The organism is Phormidesmis sp. 146-20 (assembly GCF_052939475.1).
On sequence record NZ_JBJPHT010000072.1, the window covers coordinates 1 to 18,093 of the forward strand.

The window sequence follows — 18,093 nt, forward strand, 5'->3', positions numbered from 1 at the left end:
GTTACAAATCCGGGCAGCCCCCTAAATCCCCCACGAGTGAGGGACTTTGAACGAAAAATATGATCTAAAAGTCCCTCAGATTGGGGGGTTGGGGGGCAGAAGCGCTGAAGACCGAAGCGAAAAACTCCCATCGAATTCACGTTAAAGGACAATCTACCCAAACCTTAAAATCGTAATATTGCAGCAAACTGGGATGAGAGATACCGACGACAAGAGGATGCCGCCCAGACAGCATAGAAACTTTTTCGACCAGATCCACGAAGTGGTTTACGCTCAAAATGCTATGATGATGGTCTGATCCAAGGATGACTAGCGCAATGGTAGCGCATCGGACTCTTAATCCGCTGGTTCTGGGTTCGAGTCCCAGGTCATCCACTTTTTAAGATGAAAAAAATAGGCTGAAATCCCTGTGTTAGAAGAACTTCAGCCTACTAGCAAAAATGATTAATATACCTGAATGTACCTAAACGTACCTGAATGACACGCTGTTTTTAGTCAAGATTTAGTCAAGGGGTGGTTTGGGGCGATCGCTGCGACTCATCATCAGGCGATAAGCCCGCTCGTGAACCTCATCGTTTATCCAGGCGTGATAGATACGAGAATGAACCGCTAAACTGTGACCCATTTGTTGAGCCGCTAACTCAACCGGAAGGAAATCAATGCTCCGGACGGCCCAGCAGTGACGCAGATCATAGGGCGTGAAAGGAATTTTGTAGCGCGTAAAAGCTTTTGTGACGCGGCTCCCTAAATCTCGATTCGTTTTTCCTGTGCAGTTTGGGATGTTGGGATTTGCCAGATCCCATTCATCTGCCCACTCCGGATAGAGCGGGTAGATTCGACGGGCACCCGTTTTGGTTGCATCCAGGATTGTCAAAATGGGCATTCGAGAGAAATCTAGATGAAAGACTTCATGATTTCTCAAGCCATACGCCGCCATCACCCCGTAAACCCATCGCCATGAATCGGAGGGAATCAAGCATCGATACTGAACGATCGCTGCGTCTGAAGGCAAATCACGAGGTTCGACACGACTAGACGAGTAATTCCCCCTCAATGACTTGAAATCAGCCTCCAGTCCTGCAAATTTGGCTAATGCGGTGCAAACCATCTCGGCTCGTTTCCTTGCCCTTGTATCGGACGTTTTAGAGAGGATATGACTTTTTAGCAGGTCAGATGTGAGAGAACGATCGCTTGGCAGTTGTCGGAAGACTTGCAAGTATTCGGTCTCCCACGTTGTTTCTGACTTGGGCGTTCTAGCCCGTCGCTGGAAGTAGTCTTGCTCAAAGCGTTGAATCCAGTCAGCGATCGTTTCGGCTTCTGTATGCGGTTTTTTAACGTACAGAAGCCAATCGAACTGCTGACGATCGACCAGGGTTGCGACCAGGCGCGCCTCCTCTTCTGCCCTTTTCAACCCCGACGGCGTTGCGTTTATCCCTAAAGGAATGCGCTGCTGGTGAGGTTTGACGCGATCGGAGTCCGGGCGTGGTGGGAGTGATGCCCTGAGATAGAGTTTGCTTCCCACCCGTTCGATCCGGACTCTGATGTTGGCGGATTTGAGCCGTCCGTTTGCCTGGTTAATCTTTGGGTCAATCGTCATTTGGAGATAGGAGTAGGGCGATCGCTCTGACGTTCCAGAGGTACTCCGGACGCGAGGCTGTGGGGTTTTTGAGTCGATAGTGCTTGGGGTTGAGTACCTGCACCCTAAGTTTGCGGAGTTGCCGAGGGGATAGACCCAATAACTCAGAGGCCTCGATAGTCGTTTTCCAGATGCTACTCATCGTCACCTCCGAGTAGCTCTAGCTGCTCTACGTCCTGTGCGGCGATCGCTTGCTCGATTTCGCTGCATTCTTCCTCTAGAGATGTCCAGTCAATTTCAGGGACGGTTTCTTTAAGCAGGGAGACTGTCGCTTGTAGTCTTTTGAGTCGTCTCTTGAGTTGAGCTTTGAGGAAGATGTTATTCATTGCTTCCTCCCTCTATTGCGGTGGGGCGCTCCAGGAAGAGCAAGTTAGATCGCTCATGCTTTTGGCTGACTTGCCAGCGATCGTTCTTCACTTCAATGAGTCCGTCGGGAAGGAGTGTGATCACCGTCACTCGCTTTCCTGTAAATTGTCCGCTGCGAATTTCAACCTTGTCACCCAACTTCAAGGGCAGTGTGATTCGTTTTTTGCCTCGTCCGATCGGGATGGGCAAGTTGTCTGCTCCGCTTGTCCCAACTAGCCCCAACAATGGGTTTTGCTGTTGGGGCAGCGTAACGCTTACGGTGTCTAGGTTACAGCCTTGCGCCAACAACTCTGGGTGCTTTAAAGAGGATCGATCAATTTGCTCAGGATCGATCAAACCGTCACTCACATCGTCTGAAACCCTTGCTGTGTCTAGATCGCTTTTTTGATCGATCCGCGCGGTTTGAGCCAACTTTGATCGATCCAGATTGTTTTGATCGATTAAATCGCTGGATTTTTCGTCTGAAAGACTTACGGTGTCCGGGTTTGCGGTTTGCGCCAACAAGTTTCCTTTGTTTAGAAAGGATCGATCAATTTGCTCAGGATCGATCAAAGTGCCAGTTGTGACAGTTTGAGAAGAGGAGTTATCAGAAGGTAAATCTTCTTTCTCTTCTTTTTCTGCTGTTTTGATCGATCCTGGCGAATTGATCGATCTTTTTGCAAAATCCCCATTTAATTCTTTTTGTTGGCACAAGCTTGTATCGCTTACCCCATCTGCGTTTGGCTGTGCCAACACGGTTTCTAGTTGTTGGCACAAGTTGGCGCTACGTTTGTACTGGTAGGGTCTCTTTCCGCCGCCACCTTCCTTTGTCACCAGATCGTCAGCCTGGAGTCGATAAAGAGTCGTACTGACGCTGCCAGCGTTGAAACTCAATGCGTCGGCAATCTCGCTAACGGTGGCTTCTCCCATGAGATTGAGGTGATCAAGAATTTGATCTCTCATGTCCCCATCAATGCGCGGATTCCAGTTGCCCAGCAACCGCCACTCCAGAATTTCTGGGTTGATCCGAACTTTGAGGTCGATCCGGTCTGTGTAGCCGTTTTCAGCAATTAGCCTGTAGCAGTCATCGCCTGGGATGATGGCGATCGCTCCCCTAGCTGTGCTTCTAATTGCCCCAGACCCGCGAATCAGATCAAACACGTCCTCACCTTCCTCAGCGGCTCCTTTGCTCATGTGGTGGGTGAACAGGATGCAAATTCCCAATTCCTTTGCCATTTCTTGCAATGGCTCCAACACTCTGCTCAGTTCAGCGCTGCTCTCTTTGTTGCCGTCGTCACGAATGCGGCTAAAGGTGTCCAGGAAAATGACGCGCAGGTCTGGAATCTCCAGGGCAATTTCTCTCAAGTGGTCAAGTTCGGAAAGCTTGAATTTGTCTAACCAAAAGACGGGCAAGCCTTCTGCCCAGTTTTGGGCAATTTGCCGCCGCTTGATTTTGGTCTCTGAGTCTTCAAGGTTGACGTACAAGACAGAACCCTGAGTAACAGGGCGATCCAGGAATTTCCCTCCAGTGGCCACCGCTTTGGCCAACGTTAGACAAAAAATTGACTTGCCACCTCTGGGAGGCATGGCTAGTACAAACAGTTCGTCACAGGTCAGGATGTCAGGCACCAAAAATTCTGTGTAGTCCGGTGCGCGCGCCAATAATTCGTCGTTGGTGATGAGGCGATCGCGCAATGGGTTGTGCGATTTTTTAGGAATATTTTGAAGGGCCACAGCTTCGACGGCTGCTCGCGTGAAGTCCTCAATTTTGTAGCCCTGGTCAAGTGCGTTGGAGATGTCCCATCCTTTGACATCGCAGTCGTCAGGCATTGGTACGAGGGCAATTTTGCCGCGATCTCCCAATGCCGCCGCTACTTTTCTGGCTCCGTCGTCACCGGGGATGGTGCCGTTTTTGGTGGGTTTGTCGTTTCTGTCGTAAAAGATGCTGACTTTACCGGGTAACAGGTCTAGCTGATCTGGTAGTGGGACAGTGCCACAGCCGCAGGTGAAACAGGCAACGGCGATCGGTTTGTCAGCTTTTCTCATTTCCCAACCGAGTCGCATTGCGTCCCATTCACCCTCACAGAGATAAGTCTCAGTCGCTTCAGCAGGGAGCCAGGTGAACCAAGTTCTAGCGGGAATGCCTTTTTGCACCCAAGCTTGATAGCCGTCTGGCTGCTCTGTTGGGTCGAGCCAGGGCGCAACTCGTTTCTTTTGGTAGTAAGCGGTGCCGTCGTGATTGGGGAGAGGAATGGCGATCGCTGGAACTGACTTTTTGTTTTTACCTAAGACCGATCGTGTGATGCCTAACTCGTATCGGGCGATCATTTCGTCGGTGATGCCTCTGTCATGCAGCCATTTCTTTGCGGGCCCGTCAGATTTGACCAATAACTCGTGAGCCGCTTTTTTCTGCTGTGGCGAGACGGTGACGGGTTTTGAGGGTGTATGACTTGCCAGCGCCGTTGGCACGATGACATCTTTGGAGACCCCCAATGCGGAGCGGATGTCGTCAGGGGTGCATCCTGCGTGGCACTTGTAAGCGCCGTCTGTGTTTGGCACCAGGGCAAGGTTCAGTTTTTTGTGATCTGTTCCCTTTGAGAGGGTGCAGGATGGACAGATCGCACGTCCTTTCGCGTTAAATTGGACGTGTTGGCGAATGTCGAATCTAGTCATTGTCAGTGTTTTCCCTGTATCGGTGACATGGTTTCGTCGTTCAAAATTAGAGCCGCGTTGATACGCCGCTCCTGTTGTAGAAAAACCTGACCGAATGCCCTGGTAAGCGTGGTCAGGTTTTTTGTTGTCAATTTTCGTGAGTGTGTGGCGTTCCAATTGAGACGATCGTTGTCTCGATTGGGTATTTCTCCCCACATGTGGCGCATTCCAACCCCTGCTCAACAAGTACGCCTTCGTCGAATGAGATGTAGCTGCGGAAATTTCTCGAAACGCAGAGGGGGCAATGTCCGGAGGGATAATGTCTGAGTCGATCGGCGTTGCTGATATCTAGAAAGTTCATAATGAGGTCAAAAAAGGTGTGAGTGAGGATGCCTAAGAAGGTCAGGGAGTTAAAAAAGCTGGTGAAGAAAGCGGGGTATGTCTACCAGGGCGATCGCGGAAAGGGCAGTCATACTTTTTGGAAACATCCCCTAATGCCTGATGAACCGTTGTGTATTCCTGGTAAGGATGGAGATGATGCACCGAGATATCTTGAGAAAGAGGTTGATCGGGTGCTGAGGAAGTTGGAGGAGCTAGAAAACCAACAGGAGGAAGGGGAATGAAATCTCGTTACAGCATGGTCATCCAGTGGTCGGATGAGGATAATCTCTACCTGGTTCATTTGCCTGAGTTTCCGTGGCAGCAGTTTGTGACGCACGGTAAGACCTATGAGGAGGCGGCTAAAAATGGGCATGAAGTGCTGGAAACGTTCATCGAGATGTTTCAGGACGAAGGAAAGCCTCTGCCTGAACCGATCGCTTATCCTGAAAAACCTCTGAAAGTTGCTTAGTTTCATAAGGTCTCTCGCTAAAAAACAAAAGTCAATTCCTGCGATCGCTTTCTCCAGCCGGGGAAGCGATCGCTTTTTCGTGTGAGCGCGTCAACATCGCTTTCAAGGCTTGCTCAATCTCTCTCTCGCACTGCTGAATCAGCGCTGCGTAGCGAGTCGGGTCGGACAGCGATAGCTCTAAAATCACTCGCCGTCGGTGATCGATCTTTGCCTGATGCCAGAGCAGTAGAGGCGACCCTGACTCCTCCAGCTTTTCGGTATTCGGCAACCAAAAATGATGAACTTCGCCGCTTGGGAGTCGCCCAACCGCTACGCACGGTCGCCGCATCTCAATCACCACAACGATTTGCCCGATCAGGTGATCGTGAAATCCCTTGACCAGTCGTAGGCGATCGCCTGCGTTGACCTTAAACGGCGGCTCAAACACGAGATTTTGAGGAGTCTTTTTCGACGGCGGCTCAGGTTGAGTTGCGGGTGCGGTCGCTTCTTCTGTCGTGAGAACGTAATCAAGCAGGCTCAATTGCATCGCCGTCCTCCTCGTCGCTGTCTGAGTATTCGTGAAAGCTTGGCTCTGGGCCGTCGTCATCGTCTGGGTCGAAAAACTCGTGGAGTTCATCTAAGACGTTTGATTTTCTAGCGAGTGACAACTGCCCAAACAGCCTGTAAATCTCTCGTTCGATCGCGTCCAGGATGATCGGCTTGGGGTTGGCTTGTTGTGGGTTGGTCAAAACCACGTCGTAACCAATCGCTTCTAACGCTTCTTGTCTGGCTTTCCAGTCTGGCTCTGCTTCTTGCTCAAATGCAGCAAAGTCAATCTCAAAAGTGCTGTCTTCTGTCATTTTTTCTTGGGTCATAGGTCTCCGTGTAAGGGGTTGAGCGAGTGAAAGGTATAGAGAAACCCTTTCCTGTCGCTTTTTCTCAGATCATGGTGAAAGCCCCACAGGGAGGACGGCAAATCTGCCCTGCGGGGATGTTCAACAATCAACTAAGCGTCTAAATGAACCATCTAAATGTTTCCTATAGACGTTTAGTCTATTTCACTGTACTATGGATTCAGAGAAAAGCAACCTATGGGAGGAAGGCGTGTCCCCTTTAAAAACAATCCGCCAGCTACTCAAGCTGACTCAAAAGGAGTTCGCACAACGAATTGATTCCGATCAGAACATTGTGAGTCGATGGGAAAGAGGTCTGGCTGAGGCAACTTTCACCGTCGCTCAAATTAAGGCTCTAACCGAGCTAATAACGGATTTGGGCCTGACGTGGAGAGATATGCCTGACAGCTTTCGCCCACACACAGACGAAAATCGCTGAAGCGTTATTTCACACTCCAGCGACAATTACGACCATTTAAGTTAGGAAAATTTTGAATCCAGGGCGGAGATTCCCGCCTCCCCCTGGGTGCCCCACAGCAGACGTTTACCCAACTGTAGAGGACTCAATTATGTCTGAGTTTGGATTCATCATTCAACAAAAAGGTCGATCTCTCCTAAGTCTTGGGAGCGATCGGCTTTTTTTGTTGGTTCTTTTAGTCTTATCGATCGTTCCAGGCTGCGAGCAAGCGATCGCTCCTCAAGCTGTAGCTGCTTTCGTCCCCAACCCCAATCCCATCCCTGAAAGAACGGGGGGAGCCGGAGGGCGACTCACCGATACACCACCAGACAATCTGCTTGCCAAACGGGCAAGTGGAAGAAAGGACGGCGGGAAAGCGTAAAGGACTCAGCACACTTAGGAGAATTTCAATGACTAAGCACCAAAGATACGACCTAACTTTCGCACTTGACTGCCTCAAAGACCTGATTGAGCAGGGCTATGAATTTTCTAAAGCTGTCGATATGACGCTTGAGTTTGTGGCAGTCGATCGCGCCAAACTGATTGCTTTTTACGACTCGCAAGACCCTTATAGGTGGGCTGTGATCGCAGAAATTAACGCCATGTTCAAGTTTCAAAAGGCTATTTAGCAGTCTTAGACCTGAAAAGTCTTCTCAAGCCTTCTCAAGCCTTCCCAAGTCTAATCGGGTCTAACCCTCAAAAACCACTCAAACACTTACCTAGTAAAGGATTCAGCCAAAATGACCACAATCACCACCGTTTCGACCACAGACTTAGAAAGTCTTACCGAGTCTTCTGAAGCCCAATCAAGCCCAAATATTGCAGTCGGATTAGACGTAGGCAACGGAGGAGTAAAACTGTACTCCGGAATGGGTGAAATCCTGATGGAGAGCTATCTTCACTTCCCTCGCGATCGCTATACGTCGTCCGTAAACGGATATGTCGAATACCTGGCTGGCGATCGCTCAGACCTAGTAGGAAAACATTGGATGGGTGGCATCGGAGCGTACTACGCAGACCCCGTTGCAATCAGCAGAACTGTTGATTCACGAGATGGCAAAGTAGCCCAATGTTTGCAATTGCTTCTCAGTGCCCTTTCTCTGTTCCCCTACAGAGCCGAACTGAATCTGAACATTGCCGCATCAGTCCACGACGGCAAAACGTTTGGCAAACAAATCAGACAGGCTTTGGAAGGAACTCATCGGGTCAAGCTGCGTGGCAAAGAATGCACAGTTAATGTTCAGCTTTCCTACGTCGTAGAAGAAGGTTCAGGCGTTGCGATCGCTCTATTGCAGAAATGCGATTTTAGCAACGCCCTGCTTTTCGACTTTGGCAACGGAACCGCTATTTTTAGCAGCTTCACCGGAGTACAGATGACCGATCGTCAGTTCTCAGTTGACTCAGGTGTTGAAGGACTGATTAGCGCGATCGCCAACTCCGACTCTGTTCGCAAAGCGCTGCTCAAGCCTGCCGACAAGCATCTGATTCGCGCAGGCATTGAGAAAGGAGACTTTTCCTACGGCACCCAGCGACCCGATTGGAACTTCAGAGAAGCTTATGCGGCTGAATTTCCAAACTGGTTTAAGCGCGGGATGCTCCCATTTGTGAAGGCCGTTGAAAACCGGATGCCGTCAGCTTCGGCTGTGCTGGCTGTCGGCGGAGGTGCAATGCTCCCAGGCGTGAAATCGGCCCTTGCTCAAAAGGGCATCACCGTACCCGATTCCCCTCGTTGGGTAAATGCTCAGGGCTTATACATGCTGGCACTGAGGGCGAACAAATGAGGCTCTACATCACCAAAAAACACCATCAGCAACTACTAACCGATCTGGCTGCCCAACTCGGTTCTGACAGTCCAACCGACGCGCTAGAACACATCCTCAACTGTTGGACAGTTCTCCCGCCGTCGTCCACTCCGCACACTTCTCAAAGCGCCCCACCGGAGGGCAAGACCGATGATCCGCTTGCTGGCTTAGGACAGTTCTAACCACCTATTAGGACAGTTCTAACCACCCACAAACCATTAGGAGACTTTCAATCATGGACTTACACCCCGAAGTAGCGATCGACCCTCACAAACCCAATCAACAGGAGTCCTTGACCATGCCATTTTATGGGACTGGAGCGGCCTTCGATATGGAGGAAGCTGTGACACGAATGACACGCAGAAAGAAGAAATCGGTTCGGTGGACTCTCAGGGATGTAACCGTTAGATGGGACTATATTCCAGCATCATCAGCGCGTAATTGGGATGGCTCCAGCGCTGGACAAGAACAAGACTCAAACAAAGAGATTCTCCAAAGAATGACTTGGCGCGATGGCGGTGAGCCGCGCTTCTCAAATTGGTGGTAGCACGCAGCCCGGAGTTAGACCTTGGAAGACATCTCATCAGACGATGCAATCGCGCTCATCGCCTTCCTGAGTCAGTAAATTGCATCAAAAAGCCGTCCCAAATACCACACCCAGGACGGCTCTACCTCTCAAACAACCGCAAATCAATCATTCGGACACAAACCATTAGGAGACTTTCAATCATGAACCCCGTTACCCACTATCTCGACATCATCGAAGACGATATTACCGAACTGATTGGCACCTACGGCGATCGCCTCGAACGGATGACTGCGCCAGGTCGCCTCGGACTGCTCTTAGCTCTCTCCAGTAAGGTTTACGCCTGCAAAACAGGGGTTTACGCAGAGGCTATGTACGGGCTGACTGATGCTGCTGAAGACTCCCTTGGCGATCCTTCAGATGAGTCTCATGAGGAGTTACCTGACGTTTTGCAGACCCTAGAGGACATTTCCTCAGACGATGCCTTAAGACTCATCGCCTTCCTGAGTCAGTAAGCATCAAAAAGCCGTCCCTCATTACCACACGTAGGACGGCTCTACCTCTCAAACAACCGCAAATCAATCATTTGGAGACCTTCAAGATGGGAATGGACTTAAAAGTGTACCCGTGTCAGTTCGCTGGCGGTACAGACGAAAACCCCGCCCCGCTGTTTGACTTTCTGTCGGCGGATCGCGACTATGACCTGTTTTCCGAAGTTTCTAACTTAGCAGGATCACCCCTTTGGGTTTCGCTGGAGCACGAAGAAAGAGACGAAGACATGTATGGAGAGCCGCTTGTTTCTGTCTGTGCTAGCGGATTGTCTGAAACTTTTTTAAGGAGCGAATCAGAATACAACCAGGCGATCGGCGCTTATCTGAAGGCGCTTGCTCCTGAAACGCAAATCGTCCTGTTCTGGTGTTAGACAGCAAGCATCTAAAAGCCGTCCCAAATACCACACCCAGGACGGCTCTACCTCTCAAACAACCGCAAATCAATCATTTGGAGATATTTCAATCATGCCTGAATTAAGAACTGCCAACACGGTCGGCTTTTATGTTGATGGTCACTGCATCTCTGAGCTAGAGAAAGCCTACGGCGCTCATCTGGAAGACATGGGCATAAACGATCGGAACGCCCTGATGGTCATTCTTGCTCATTTCGTCTACGTAAATAGCATTCCGATGTGGGAGGGAACGCCGCTTCATGTCGTAGCCGAAGAGGTTATTTCAGAAGACCGCGATCTCACCTCTGACCAGTTTTGCGACATCCTCGAAACCCTTGAAGGTATTGAGGTCTGGCAAGCGAGAGGCTTATTAAGCGCTCTGAGCAGTTGAGAGGGCAAACCAATGACTGACTACTCGAAACGGCTCATAGCCTGGTTTGTCGTGATGTGGCTTTGCTTTGGTGGATGCCTCGCCATTCAATACTTCACAGGCTTTCCTATCAAGCTTCTGCAACAGGAGATCGAACGGTGAATCACCCATTCATCATCAACAAACGGTTTGCCGTCCGCCTGACCTTTGTTTTTGCCCTCCTGATTGGTGCCACGGTGCATCAAGCCTCACTCCAGCGCTGGCAAGCCAGCCTAGCGGAATCTCAGGCAAAAGCCAACGAAGCAAAGTCCAGTGAAACCGAAGCGAGAGAGCGATCGAAGCAGGTTAGCTCTGAATCTAAAATCGCCCTCGATCGAGCCAGAGAAGGTTGTCAACCGATCGTGTTGACCCAAAACAACAAGCCAGCCAGATTTCAAAAAGACCTGCGCGTGTTTGACGCTCAGACCTTTCCAACCAATCCAAAGACCCGGCGATTCGACAAGTCTGGCAATCCAATCAACGGGGTTGAGTATTTGCCAGAGGGTCTGACCATCTGCAACGAGTTTGGCGATACCGCGATCGTCGGCTTCGACGGCGCAATCACCGACATCAAGCGAGTCAGCCGCGCACAGCTACCAGAGTTCATCAAGTCCTACAACCAGGTAAAAAAACATGGCAGTCCGTAAACCTTTCGACCAGCAAGCCACAAACAACCAGCAAGCTACAAACAGCAACCAGTCCACAAACAGCCAGTCTTCTGAATGGGTCTATTACAGCCCCAAGCGCTCAAAACTCCGGTATGTGGGCTATTTCATCTACTTTGTCTGCGGCATTCTCATCGCCTACTCCGTCGTTCCGTGGCAGTCAGCAGGGAATGCGATCGGAACAGCGATCGTCTCTCTACCCCTCGTTAAGCAACTCCAGACCGTTCCACTCTTGGGCTTGCTCGTCAGCCTGATTGCCTGGATTCTGCCCAACCTCATGTCAGTCATGCTGTGGGGACTGGCTCAGTTGATCGAAATCACCCCTGTCCTGCTACATGACACCGAGATTTACAACGCTGTCCTTAACCAATTGCGTACTCAGCAAGTTGTTAAGGCAGGTGACAGCGAGGATGTAGCCAAGTTTCAGAAGAAGATTTCCCACTACCTGATCGCCATCTTCAGAAACATTGGACTCTATGCCGCGCTTGCCTACGTTGCAGAAGTCACGGTGAACGTCTGGTACTACCTGCCCTACGGAAATGGCTGGGACGACTTCATTCAAGACTTTGGGGTGTGGGATGCCAGCCTGATCAAATGGGGTGCTTTCTTCTTGATGCTTGGCTCGATCGGCGTTGTCGAAATCCTGGTGCTGTTCATGCTAAATGTTCACAGACTGTTTAAGGCAATCACACCGCGAACTGAACGCAGAATCTAGTTAAAGCGAAAGGGCAAGGTATTCGACACTTTGCCCTTTCTTGTCCCTATCCGCCCTGATAGAAACTATGACCAACCTTATCAAATCGCTCTCTCCTCAAGAGTTGCAATCCTGGAACGTGCGCCCTGACAGCAAAGTTGAATACTACGATGGCAAAATCTTAGTCGTAAGTGACCCAGAGCCAGAAGCGCCGTTTGGTGTTGCGGCCAAAGCAGGAACGGCCCTCCTGTTTGGAATTGCCGTTTTTACTCACGCGCCATTCGTCGGTGTAGTTTTTGGTGCCTACGCTGTCGCCAAAGTCTTAGGCACCGTGAGCGATCTCTATGGCGGTGACAACGCCCTGATGACCCGATTGGAGCAAGATTTGGGGATTAGTGAGCCACCCGCAATTGGCAGTGCAACTCGATTGGGAGCCGTAGAAGTCCCCGCCGCCCCGGTGCCCACAGTCGCACCTGGTCTTGATGTAAATCCTGAAACGCCCACACAGTCAGCATCACCAGAATTGGACAGCGCCCAGGTGCTATTCAACCCCGCGATCGACCTTGGGCAAAATCCACAGTCAGCTTTAATCGTGGGTACCCCTGGAAGTGGAAAAGGAATGATCGTCAGCAATGCCGTCCGAATTTTCAGGCAGAAAGCGCCCGGACTCAAAGTGATGATGATCGATCCAAAAGGAGATCCACAGGAGAAGGGCTACTGGGCACCTGTAGTTGACATCTACCGACCGTTTGACCTCATGAACTGTGACGACCCCGACGAAGGCGCAAGCTGGCTACTTGCCTGCATGGATGAATTTAGAAAACTACCCGCTCCCAAGCTGCTGATTTTTGACGAACTTATGGCCAGCGCGACTGAATTGGAACTAGCAGATCCGAAGATGAAGGCTTTAGCTCGTCTGAAGAAATTTGTCGTAGGAATTGTTGGATTAGGTGATTCAAGGGCGATTTGGCTTTGGGCGGTGACTCAATCACCCCAAGTCAAAGACCTAGGCATCTCTGGAGGGGTAAGAGCGAATTTACGAATTCTTGGACTAGTTTCTTTTAAGAACATGGCAGCGGTGAACGCGCTGCTCTCAACTCAACTCATCCCCAAACCTGACGGCGGAATTGAGGAGCTAAGAGCAATCATGAAAGCTTCACCTGCTAATCGTGTCTTCTACGATGGCAAAGTTTCACGCTGGCTACCGATGCCTAAGTTAGAAAATCATTCTGGTTTTGACAGAGACAATCGGACGATTGAGGCAGAGCCAACTACCACAAATAATCAGCCAGCGTCTAATCAAAAGAAACCTGCTGAGGCTCCCAAACAAATTGAGACCGACAACGATGCACTTGACGACGAACTCTCAGAAGTCGAATTAGACAAACCAAGTCCAGAAGCAATCGCACAAGCGAAAAAAGAAGTGTTTGAGATAGGGCAAGCAATCTTAGAACTTCTTAGAAACAATCCTGACAAGTCCTATAGTGACGAGTCGCTTAGAACTCACAGATTCATCAGAGAAAAGCTTGGCAAGGCTCCCGCGATCGGAGCCATTAGAATCAGCATCAAGGCAATCCAATCGACTCAGTTTGTGCGAACTGACAGCAAGGGGCAAATCCAGTGGAAATAGCCGCTGCTAATTCCGTTCTCTTCACCGTCTTCTTAACAGTTTCTCCCTCTGGCACGATTTGGCACGGCACGGCACGATTTTATGGCACGGAACGTGGCACGGACGAAAAATCAGTATGTGCCGCCATCGTGCCAAATCGTGCCACTCAAATCGTGCCAAATCGTGCCGCCCAATCGTGCCAAATCGTGCCGCTCTACAAACCCCGCAATTAATGTTAGTTAAAGGTGCTGTGAAATGTCTGACTTTGATACTCTTCAATGGACTGTCAAGCCTTCCTCAATCAAACAATCTAGAATCTACGTCCTGTGTGTCTGCCAACTGCCAACCGAGGTTAGAGATAGAACACCCCAGGATGTAGTCAAACGCGCTCATGGGGCATTTAATTTAGGCTTTAGTGTGTTTCCTCAATTCGGTGAACTATTCCCGTATGAGGGTCAAGTATGGCAAGTCAGGGAACTCATTCAGTTTCCTAAAAGATACAAATCAAAGGGAGCCAGCTATCAAGCTATCGCCAGTCTTATATGGATTGGTTCATACGAATCAATTGAAGATGTAATCAATGACTATCTCAATCTAGAGGTTAAAGAATGAGGCACAAAAAGACTGAGCATGACCAACTACCAATAGATGAACTACTACCAGAAGCCGAGCTAACCACGCCTCATGCCATCAAACCAATTCTCAAGAAAGAGCCGCTTTACCGACGCAGAAAAAGCCTCCCCAGAGGACACTCCAGAGAGGCTTATCATTGAAGAAAATCCGTTGAAGTTTCATTATGACCGACACACCAGACCAGCCAGCCAATTTAAACGATCGCGTCCAGTCTCTAGAGGTTGACATGCTCGATGTCAAAATTTCTCTCAATCGCCTGATTGATGCCTTTTATCAAAACAATCAAAACGTGACCAACGCGATCGAGCGAATGTCAGAAGTTCAGATTCAAACCATGACAGTGATAACTGAAATCCAGTCCGAGGTTAGGGGACTGCAAACAGAGAACCGCCGCATTTTGGAGATACTGAGCCGCGATCGGGAATGAAGCGATCGTCCCGACTTGCCAAATTGGGAATTGTATAAATAAAGACCCCTCCTACGTCCATATGCAAGAGGGGTTTTTGTTTGCTCGACCCTGATACCTAATTATTCCCAATGCTAGAGACTCTAATCCAGATAATTCCTGTCCTGCTAGGTGCTGCCCTTCTTTTGCTGCTGATTTACCTCTTTCAGGTCATCACACAACAAGGCTCAAGCAAGCCTCGCCATTCCACAAAACGCTTCAAAATTGATCAGTCAACGTGGCTCATCGTGTCCGCACTGATCGCCCTGGTTTTGATTCAGGTGAGTGCATCCAATAGCAAGAACACTCTCACAGCCAGAAGAGAAGACTTCATCCCCATTCCTCCACCCCAGGTGATCGGCACAACTGGGTCAACGATCGTGCAACTCTCTATCAAAAACGCCTCACCACAGGACATGAAAATCTTCTTTAAGGGGACTGAGGAGAGGAGTGTAGAAATCCCACGCTGTGAGACTTGCCAAATCTACGCCACTCCTCCCAAAAGCTGTCCTAAAGTTGGAGTCACCCAGACTTACACGCTCCGGCCCGGAGAGTATCAGGTTGACGTCGAGTTTAGTGGAAACACCCGTCCCTATCGCGGTCGCTGGCCTCTAGCCCCTGGCACCCAGTATTCGGAGTGTTTCAGCATCACCTACGGAACCCCAAACAAAGACGATCGACAGGTCTGGTGAACTAACTTCTGACCACATAAAACCGCTGCATCATTCCACGGCGTTGCGGCGTTGCCTCGCCCCAGTAAGAGGTCAAAAGTCCTTTCCGCTCCAATGCCCATAGAGCCTCAGTTGGGACGAGCCATCCGAGTTGTTCCGAAAGCATTGGAGCCGTTTGAGGTTTTAACGCGAGCGCTGCGACGATTAGAGCGTCTCGCTGCCTGACTGCAAAAAGATTGAAGTACAACGACTTAAGCATAATTCTCTGAATGGAGACAGAAGGATTTCACGGGGCCGATATAGTCCCTTCCCCGGTGGAGGCAAACCGACGGCGAATCTCATCGGTGACCCCTTCCATTGCTAGAGCCGTCGTCAAATCCCCTCTGAGACGACAAACAGACAGCAACAATCGGAGAATGGCCTTTTCCATTTCGACATCGTTCGGGTCTATCGATTGGTTTTTACTCGTCATTTCCCTTCTTCCGCTTGTAGCCCAAAATTCCTGAGATAGTCTGTCCACGTTCCCCTAAAAGCAGATTGAAGCAGGCGTTTAACGTCTTAAAGTCGTCGCTCAATCCGTCGATCTCTGCGATGAGTTGAGCGATCGACTGCTGCATCTGTTCCTGATTGCGCTTGAGATGTTGAAAGTCTCTCTCTGCTGCGTACCGCTTCTTCTCGCCCTCTCCGTACCATCTGAGCATCCCCCAAACGCCGCCGCCCACACCAGCTAGAAACGTCAGGATTGAAATTATATTGCTGATCTTAGTGTCCATTTTGCTGTCTTGCCTCCGAAGCGATCGCCTCCAGCGCGTCAGCCAGTGCGCCCAAATCATTTAACTGCCCTGTCACCACCTGAAACGCTACAAATGAAAGCCTCTGTTTCAAGTTGCGTGTGATTTTCACAGACCAACGCTCCTAGTTGAAAAATCTAAATTCAGTTGTCGCTAACCAACTCGTACCCGCAAGCCTGAAAAATCGCGCTGTGGTCGGGGTAAAAGAGAAAATCGGGAATTGATTTGGCCCTGAGTCTTCCACTCGCACCACCGTCGCCAAAACACTCCAGCTACTCCCATCCGCACTCGCTTGAATTTGTTTGCCATTCAAGTAAGGAGAGACGATGCCCCATCCGGGAAGCGTCCCCCCTCCCACGCGAATCCCAGAAACCCGAACCGCCGTCGCAAAAGTGGCTTGAATCCATTCAAAAGAACTCGATCCGGTTGCTCCTCCCGTCCCTCCATTCCCGTCGTTGAAATTAGCGTATGTGCCCGTCAACGATTGATAGACATTCGACTGAGTAACGGTAAACGTGTTTGAGATTGGGCTTAAAGCACTAACCGCAGGTGGATTCAGAATTTGTAAGATTTGCTGAATGCCGCTAGAAATCGCTGGGTCTGGCTGGGTGATGATGGGCTGATCTAGCCGCAAACTGATCGCCTGTTGCCCAGTCAGCAGAGTTTGCAGGGCAGAGACGATCGCCGGATCGGATTGCACCGTTACCGGAAACTGATCCAAAAGTTCAACCTGACCAGATAGCAAAGCTTGAATCTTGGCATCCAGCGCCGGGTCAACCTGTGCGGTGATGGGCTGTTCCAGTCGCTGACTGATGGACTGTTGCCCAGTTTGCAGAGTTTGCAGCAGGTTGACGATCGCTGGATCGGACTCACTGGTAGGCGGTGGCTGACTGGATGAGAAAACTGTAACCGTCCACCCAGCCTGAAATCGAACCCCTTCACCTGTGCGAAAAGCCAGCCGTCGATCGCTCTCCTCAATCACAGGAGGGCACGGCAAACAGAGCGACTGAGAGCGATTATCCAGTACGATCGCGTCTCCAATGAGCCATCGCCCATCCCCTTGAGCAACCTCAATCTCAACATCGCCCGATATCTCAAATAAAAACCATTCTCCAGGAAGGACAGGAGTCCAGACCCATGAGCTACCCACTTCCAGGACAGTCAACTTAAGCCATTCACTCATGACGCTCTATTTCTCCTGTCAGCCGCATCGCAAGCCAAACTAACCAATAGGGGCAACATCAAAAGATAGCGAGCCAATGTAGCCCGATCTGGAATGAGTTGAAAGACTTCGGGGGGAATTTCAGCAAACTCAGCTAGAGCCGACATCTCGCCTGGACGAATGACGATCGGGCTTGAGTCCTGATAGGTACTCGTTTCTCCAGTGGAGAGTTTTCTAACCCGTTCCCGCCAAACCTCCGTTCTGGGTTCTTCACCCAGGGGAGACAGAATCGAACAGCACCAGGTGCGTCGCTCTTCAGACATGGTGATTGGGCGATCTGTAAAGAGAGTGATTGCCATAGTTAAGCCGTGGTTGAGTCGGTGATCAGTCCAAGATTTTTGAGCGCAGTCAAGACACTCAATAGAGCCGCATTTCCTCCACGCGAGCCGCTAACGGCTGGCTTTGTGATGGTAGGGGCACCGAAAAATCCTACGAACGCCCCATTATGCCGAAACACGTCAGAAGCACTGAGTTGACCGCCAACAATCACGTTCCGAGCGAAGTAGCCCCCACCAGAGCAGAGGATAGCCCCTGTCGTGGTTGAAACAGTGTTGGCGTTGCTGGTGATATTGAGCGTCGTGAATCTGCCAGAGTTGGCAGTTGTTGCCCCGATCGCGCCTGGTGTCGCCCACGGAACGACGAAAGCCGGGTGGGTGTGGTTTGCGTCAGCTTTGCCAGCCAGCGCCGCTGTCACGTCTGCACTGTTTGCTTTCCCGCTCAAGACATCAGATAGGGTTCCGATATCAGAAATTTGGTGAGTGTGACTGACTGGGGCCTTGCCGTCGATCGTTGCGTTCAGACCATTCAGCGTGGTCTCTAGCTCCTCAATATCAGAGAACGAGGGCTTGCCAGCGATCGTTGCGTTCAGACC

The 18,093-nt window shown here is 50.4% G+C and carries 33 protein-coding genes and 1 tRNA gene; 21 read left to right on the forward strand and 13 right to left on the reverse strand.

The annotated features are described in order from the left end of the window. Positions 1–303 precede the first annotated feature (303 nt). Positions 304–375, forward strand: a tRNA-Lys gene (locus ACKFKH_RS30890). Positions 376–502: 127 nt separating this feature from the next. On the opposite strand, the gene ACKFKH_RS30895 is transcribed toward ACKFKH_RS30890, so the two are convergent. From ACKFKH_RS30895 to ACKFKH_RS30910, 4 genes are read right to left on the reverse strand one after another with little or no spacing between them, the layout of a single operon-like run. After that, positions 503–1,597: a site-specific integrase gene (locus ACKFKH_RS30895; RefSeq protein ID WP_446862215.1), complete on the reverse strand. Its 1,095-nt coding sequence runs from the start codon at positions 1,595–1,597 to the stop codon at positions 503–505. Further along, positions 1,587–1,778: a hypothetical protein gene (locus ACKFKH_RS30900; protein WP_446862216.1), complete on the reverse strand. Its 192-nt coding sequence runs from the start codon at positions 1,776–1,778 to the stop codon at positions 1,587–1,589. The genes ACKFKH_RS30895 and ACKFKH_RS30900 overlap by 11 nt, the downstream gene beginning before the upstream one ends. Continuing rightward, positions 1,771–1,962 carry a hypothetical protein gene (locus tag ACKFKH_RS30905; RefSeq protein ID WP_446862217.1) on the reverse strand — a complete coding sequence of 64 codons (192 nt, stop codon included), beginning with the start codon at positions 1,960–1,962 and terminating at the stop codon, positions 1,771–1,773. The genes ACKFKH_RS30900 and ACKFKH_RS30905 overlap by 8 nt, the downstream gene beginning before the upstream one ends. After that, on the reverse strand, positions 1,955–4,654 hold the full coding sequence (locus tag ACKFKH_RS30910; protein WP_446862218.1) for an AAA family ATPase: 2,700 nt from the start codon (positions 4,652–4,654) through the stop codon (positions 1,955–1,957). The genes ACKFKH_RS30905 and ACKFKH_RS30910 overlap by 8 nt, the downstream gene beginning before the upstream one ends. A gap of 368 nt (positions 4,655–5,022) precedes the next feature. Here ACKFKH_RS30910 and ACKFKH_RS30915 point away from each other — a divergent pair, with 368 nt between their 5' ends. Beyond that, complete coding sequence (locus ACKFKH_RS30915) at positions 5,023–5,256, forward strand: type II toxin-antitoxin system HicA family toxin (protein WP_446862219.1); 234 nt, start codon at positions 5,023–5,025, stop codon at positions 5,254–5,256. Continuing rightward, a complete protein-coding gene (locus ACKFKH_RS30920) occupies positions 5,253–5,483 on the forward strand; it encodes a type II toxin-antitoxin system HicB family antitoxin (RefSeq protein WP_446862220.1) in 231 nt (76 codons plus the stop codon). The genes ACKFKH_RS30915 and ACKFKH_RS30920 overlap by 4 nt, the downstream gene beginning before the upstream one ends. Before the next feature lie 31 nt (positions 5,484–5,514). On the opposite strand, the gene ACKFKH_RS30925 is transcribed toward ACKFKH_RS30920, so the two are convergent. Together ACKFKH_RS30925 and ACKFKH_RS30930 are read right to left on the reverse strand one after the other, a co-directional pair. After that, positions 5,515–6,009, reverse strand: coding sequence for a hypothetical protein (locus tag ACKFKH_RS30925; RefSeq protein ID WP_446862221.1), 495 nt, complete (start codon positions 6,007–6,009; stop codon positions 5,515–5,517). Next, positions 5,990–6,337, reverse strand: a complete 348-nt coding sequence (locus tag ACKFKH_RS30930; protein ID WP_446862222.1) for a hypothetical protein — start codon at positions 6,335–6,337, stop codon at positions 5,990–5,992. Before ACKFKH_RS30930 ends, ACKFKH_RS30925 begins: the two co-directional genes overlap by 20 nt. A 193-nt stretch (positions 6,338–6,530) precedes the next feature. Between ACKFKH_RS30930 and ACKFKH_RS30935 the strand changes: the two genes are divergently transcribed. The 18 genes from ACKFKH_RS30935 (at position 6,531) to ACKFKH_RS31020 (ending at position 15,230) form a co-directional block, all read left to right on the forward strand. Then, positions 6,531–6,794 (forward strand): helix-turn-helix domain-containing protein, encoded by a 264-nt coding sequence (locus tag ACKFKH_RS30935; RefSeq protein WP_446862223.1) that lies wholly within the window; start codon positions 6,531–6,533, stop codon positions 6,792–6,794. A gap of 130 nt (positions 6,795–6,924) precedes the next feature. Beyond that, the gene (locus tag ACKFKH_RS30940; protein WP_446862224.1) at positions 6,925–7,194 is read left to right on the forward strand and encodes a hypothetical protein; all 270 of its coding nucleotides are present in this window, start codon (positions 6,925–6,927) and stop codon (positions 7,192–7,194) included. A 28-nt stretch (positions 7,195–7,222) separates the two neighbouring features. Continuing rightward, on the forward strand, positions 7,223–7,441 hold the full coding sequence (locus ACKFKH_RS30945; RefSeq protein WP_446862225.1) for a hypothetical protein: 219 nt from the start codon (positions 7,223–7,225) through the stop codon (positions 7,439–7,441). 111 nt (positions 7,442–7,552) lie between these two features. Then, positions 7,553–8,593: a ParM/StbA family protein gene (locus ACKFKH_RS30950; RefSeq protein ID WP_446862226.1), complete on the forward strand. Its 1,041-nt coding sequence runs from the start codon at positions 7,553–7,555 to the stop codon at positions 8,591–8,593. Then, positions 8,590–8,796 (forward strand): hypothetical protein, encoded by a 207-nt coding sequence (locus ACKFKH_RS30955; protein WP_446862227.1) that lies wholly within the window; start codon positions 8,590–8,592, stop codon positions 8,794–8,796. The genes ACKFKH_RS30950 and ACKFKH_RS30955 overlap by 4 nt, the downstream gene beginning before the upstream one ends. Positions 8,797–8,849: 53 nt before the next feature. Further along, entirely contained in the window at positions 8,850–9,161 is a 312-nt protein-coding gene (locus tag ACKFKH_RS30960; RefSeq protein WP_446862228.1) for a hypothetical protein, read from the forward strand. A 182-nt stretch (positions 9,162–9,343) separates the two neighbouring features. Continuing rightward, positions 9,344–9,655, forward strand: coding sequence for a hypothetical protein (locus ACKFKH_RS30965; RefSeq protein ID WP_446862229.1), 312 nt, complete (start codon positions 9,344–9,346; stop codon positions 9,653–9,655). A 92-nt stretch (positions 9,656–9,747) separates the two neighbouring features. Next, on the forward strand, positions 9,748–10,062 hold the full coding sequence (locus ACKFKH_RS30970) for a hypothetical protein (protein WP_446862230.1): 315 nt from the start codon (positions 9,748–9,750) through the stop codon (positions 10,060–10,062). A gap of 94 nt (positions 10,063–10,156) precedes the next feature. After that, positions 10,157–10,474, forward strand: coding sequence for a hypothetical protein (locus ACKFKH_RS30975; protein WP_446862231.1), 318 nt, complete (start codon positions 10,157–10,159; stop codon positions 10,472–10,474). Between the two features lie 12 nt (positions 10,475–10,486). After that, the gene (locus ACKFKH_RS30980; RefSeq protein ID WP_446862232.1) at positions 10,487–10,615 is read left to right on the forward strand and encodes a hypothetical protein; all 129 of its coding nucleotides are present in this window, start codon (positions 10,487–10,489) and stop codon (positions 10,613–10,615) included. After that, positions 10,612–11,139: a hypothetical protein gene (locus tag ACKFKH_RS30985; protein ID WP_446862233.1), complete on the forward strand. Its 528-nt coding sequence runs from the start codon at positions 10,612–10,614 to the stop codon at positions 11,137–11,139. Before ACKFKH_RS30980 ends, ACKFKH_RS30985 begins: the two co-directional genes overlap by 4 nt. Further along, positions 11,126–11,872 (forward strand): hypothetical protein, encoded by a 747-nt coding sequence (locus tag ACKFKH_RS30990; RefSeq protein WP_446862234.1) that lies wholly within the window; start codon positions 11,126–11,128, stop codon positions 11,870–11,872. Before ACKFKH_RS30985 ends, ACKFKH_RS30990 begins: the two co-directional genes overlap by 14 nt. Before the next feature lie 67 nt (positions 11,873–11,939). Beyond that, the gene (locus ACKFKH_RS30995) at positions 11,940–13,481 is read left to right on the forward strand and encodes a hypothetical protein (RefSeq protein ID WP_446862235.1); all 1,542 of its coding nucleotides are present in this window, start codon (positions 11,940–11,942) and stop codon (positions 13,479–13,481) included. Then, positions 13,472–13,693: a hypothetical protein gene (locus ACKFKH_RS31000; RefSeq protein WP_446862236.1), complete on the forward strand. Its 222-nt coding sequence runs from the start codon at positions 13,472–13,474 to the stop codon at positions 13,691–13,693. Before ACKFKH_RS30995 ends, ACKFKH_RS31000 begins: the two co-directional genes overlap by 10 nt. A gap of 22 nt (positions 13,694–13,715) precedes the next feature. Then, positions 13,716–14,072 carry a hypothetical protein gene (locus ACKFKH_RS31005; RefSeq protein ID WP_446862237.1) on the forward strand — a complete coding sequence of 119 codons (357 nt, stop codon included), beginning with the start codon at positions 13,716–13,718 and terminating at the stop codon, positions 14,070–14,072. Then, the gene (locus tag ACKFKH_RS31010; protein WP_446862238.1) at positions 14,069–14,233 is read left to right on the forward strand and encodes a hypothetical protein; all 165 of its coding nucleotides are present in this window, start codon (positions 14,069–14,071) and stop codon (positions 14,231–14,233) included. Before ACKFKH_RS31005 ends, ACKFKH_RS31010 begins: the two co-directional genes overlap by 4 nt. A 23-nt stretch (positions 14,234–14,256) precedes the next feature. Then, positions 14,257–14,520, forward strand: coding sequence for a hypothetical protein (locus ACKFKH_RS31015; protein WP_446862239.1), 264 nt, complete (start codon positions 14,257–14,259; stop codon positions 14,518–14,520). A gap of 110 nt (positions 14,521–14,630) precedes the next feature. Then, positions 14,631–15,230 carry a hypothetical protein gene (locus ACKFKH_RS31020; RefSeq protein WP_446862240.1) on the forward strand — a complete coding sequence of 200 codons (600 nt, stop codon included), beginning with the start codon at positions 14,631–14,633 and terminating at the stop codon, positions 15,228–15,230. 1 nt (position 15,231) lies between these two features. On the opposite strand, the gene ACKFKH_RS31025 is transcribed toward ACKFKH_RS31020, so the two are convergent. The 7 genes from ACKFKH_RS31025 to ACKFKH_RS31055 all read right to left on the reverse strand — a co-directional run. Beyond that, positions 15,232–15,468: a hypothetical protein gene (locus ACKFKH_RS31025; RefSeq protein ID WP_446862241.1), complete on the reverse strand. Its 237-nt coding sequence runs from the start codon at positions 15,466–15,468 to the stop codon at positions 15,232–15,234. Positions 15,469–15,495: 27 nt separating this feature from the next. Further along, positions 15,496–15,681 carry a hypothetical protein gene (locus ACKFKH_RS31030; protein WP_446862242.1) on the reverse strand — a complete coding sequence of 62 codons (186 nt, stop codon included), beginning with the start codon at positions 15,679–15,681 and terminating at the stop codon, positions 15,496–15,498. Further along, on the reverse strand, positions 15,671–15,982 hold the full coding sequence (locus tag ACKFKH_RS31035; protein WP_446862243.1) for a hypothetical protein: 312 nt from the start codon (positions 15,980–15,982) through the stop codon (positions 15,671–15,673). The genes ACKFKH_RS31030 and ACKFKH_RS31035 overlap by 11 nt, the downstream gene beginning before the upstream one ends. Next, positions 15,972–16,112 (reverse strand): hypothetical protein, encoded by a 141-nt coding sequence (locus ACKFKH_RS31040; protein WP_446862244.1) that lies wholly within the window; start codon positions 16,110–16,112, stop codon positions 15,972–15,974. Before ACKFKH_RS31040 ends, ACKFKH_RS31035 begins: the two co-directional genes overlap by 11 nt. Before the next feature lie 12 nt (positions 16,113–16,124). Beyond that, positions 16,125–17,183 (reverse strand): discoidin domain-containing protein, encoded by a 1,059-nt coding sequence (locus ACKFKH_RS31045; RefSeq protein WP_446862245.1) that lies wholly within the window; start codon positions 17,181–17,183, stop codon positions 16,125–16,127. Next, entirely contained in the window at positions 17,180–17,521 is a 342-nt protein-coding gene (locus tag ACKFKH_RS31050; RefSeq protein WP_446862246.1) for a hypothetical protein, read from the reverse strand. The genes ACKFKH_RS31045 and ACKFKH_RS31050 overlap by 4 nt, the downstream gene beginning before the upstream one ends. Before the next feature lie 2 nt (positions 17,522–17,523). Further along, positions 17,524–18,093: hypothetical protein (locus tag ACKFKH_RS31055; RefSeq protein WP_446862247.1), on the reverse strand; the 570-nt coding region annotated here is incomplete at its 5' end.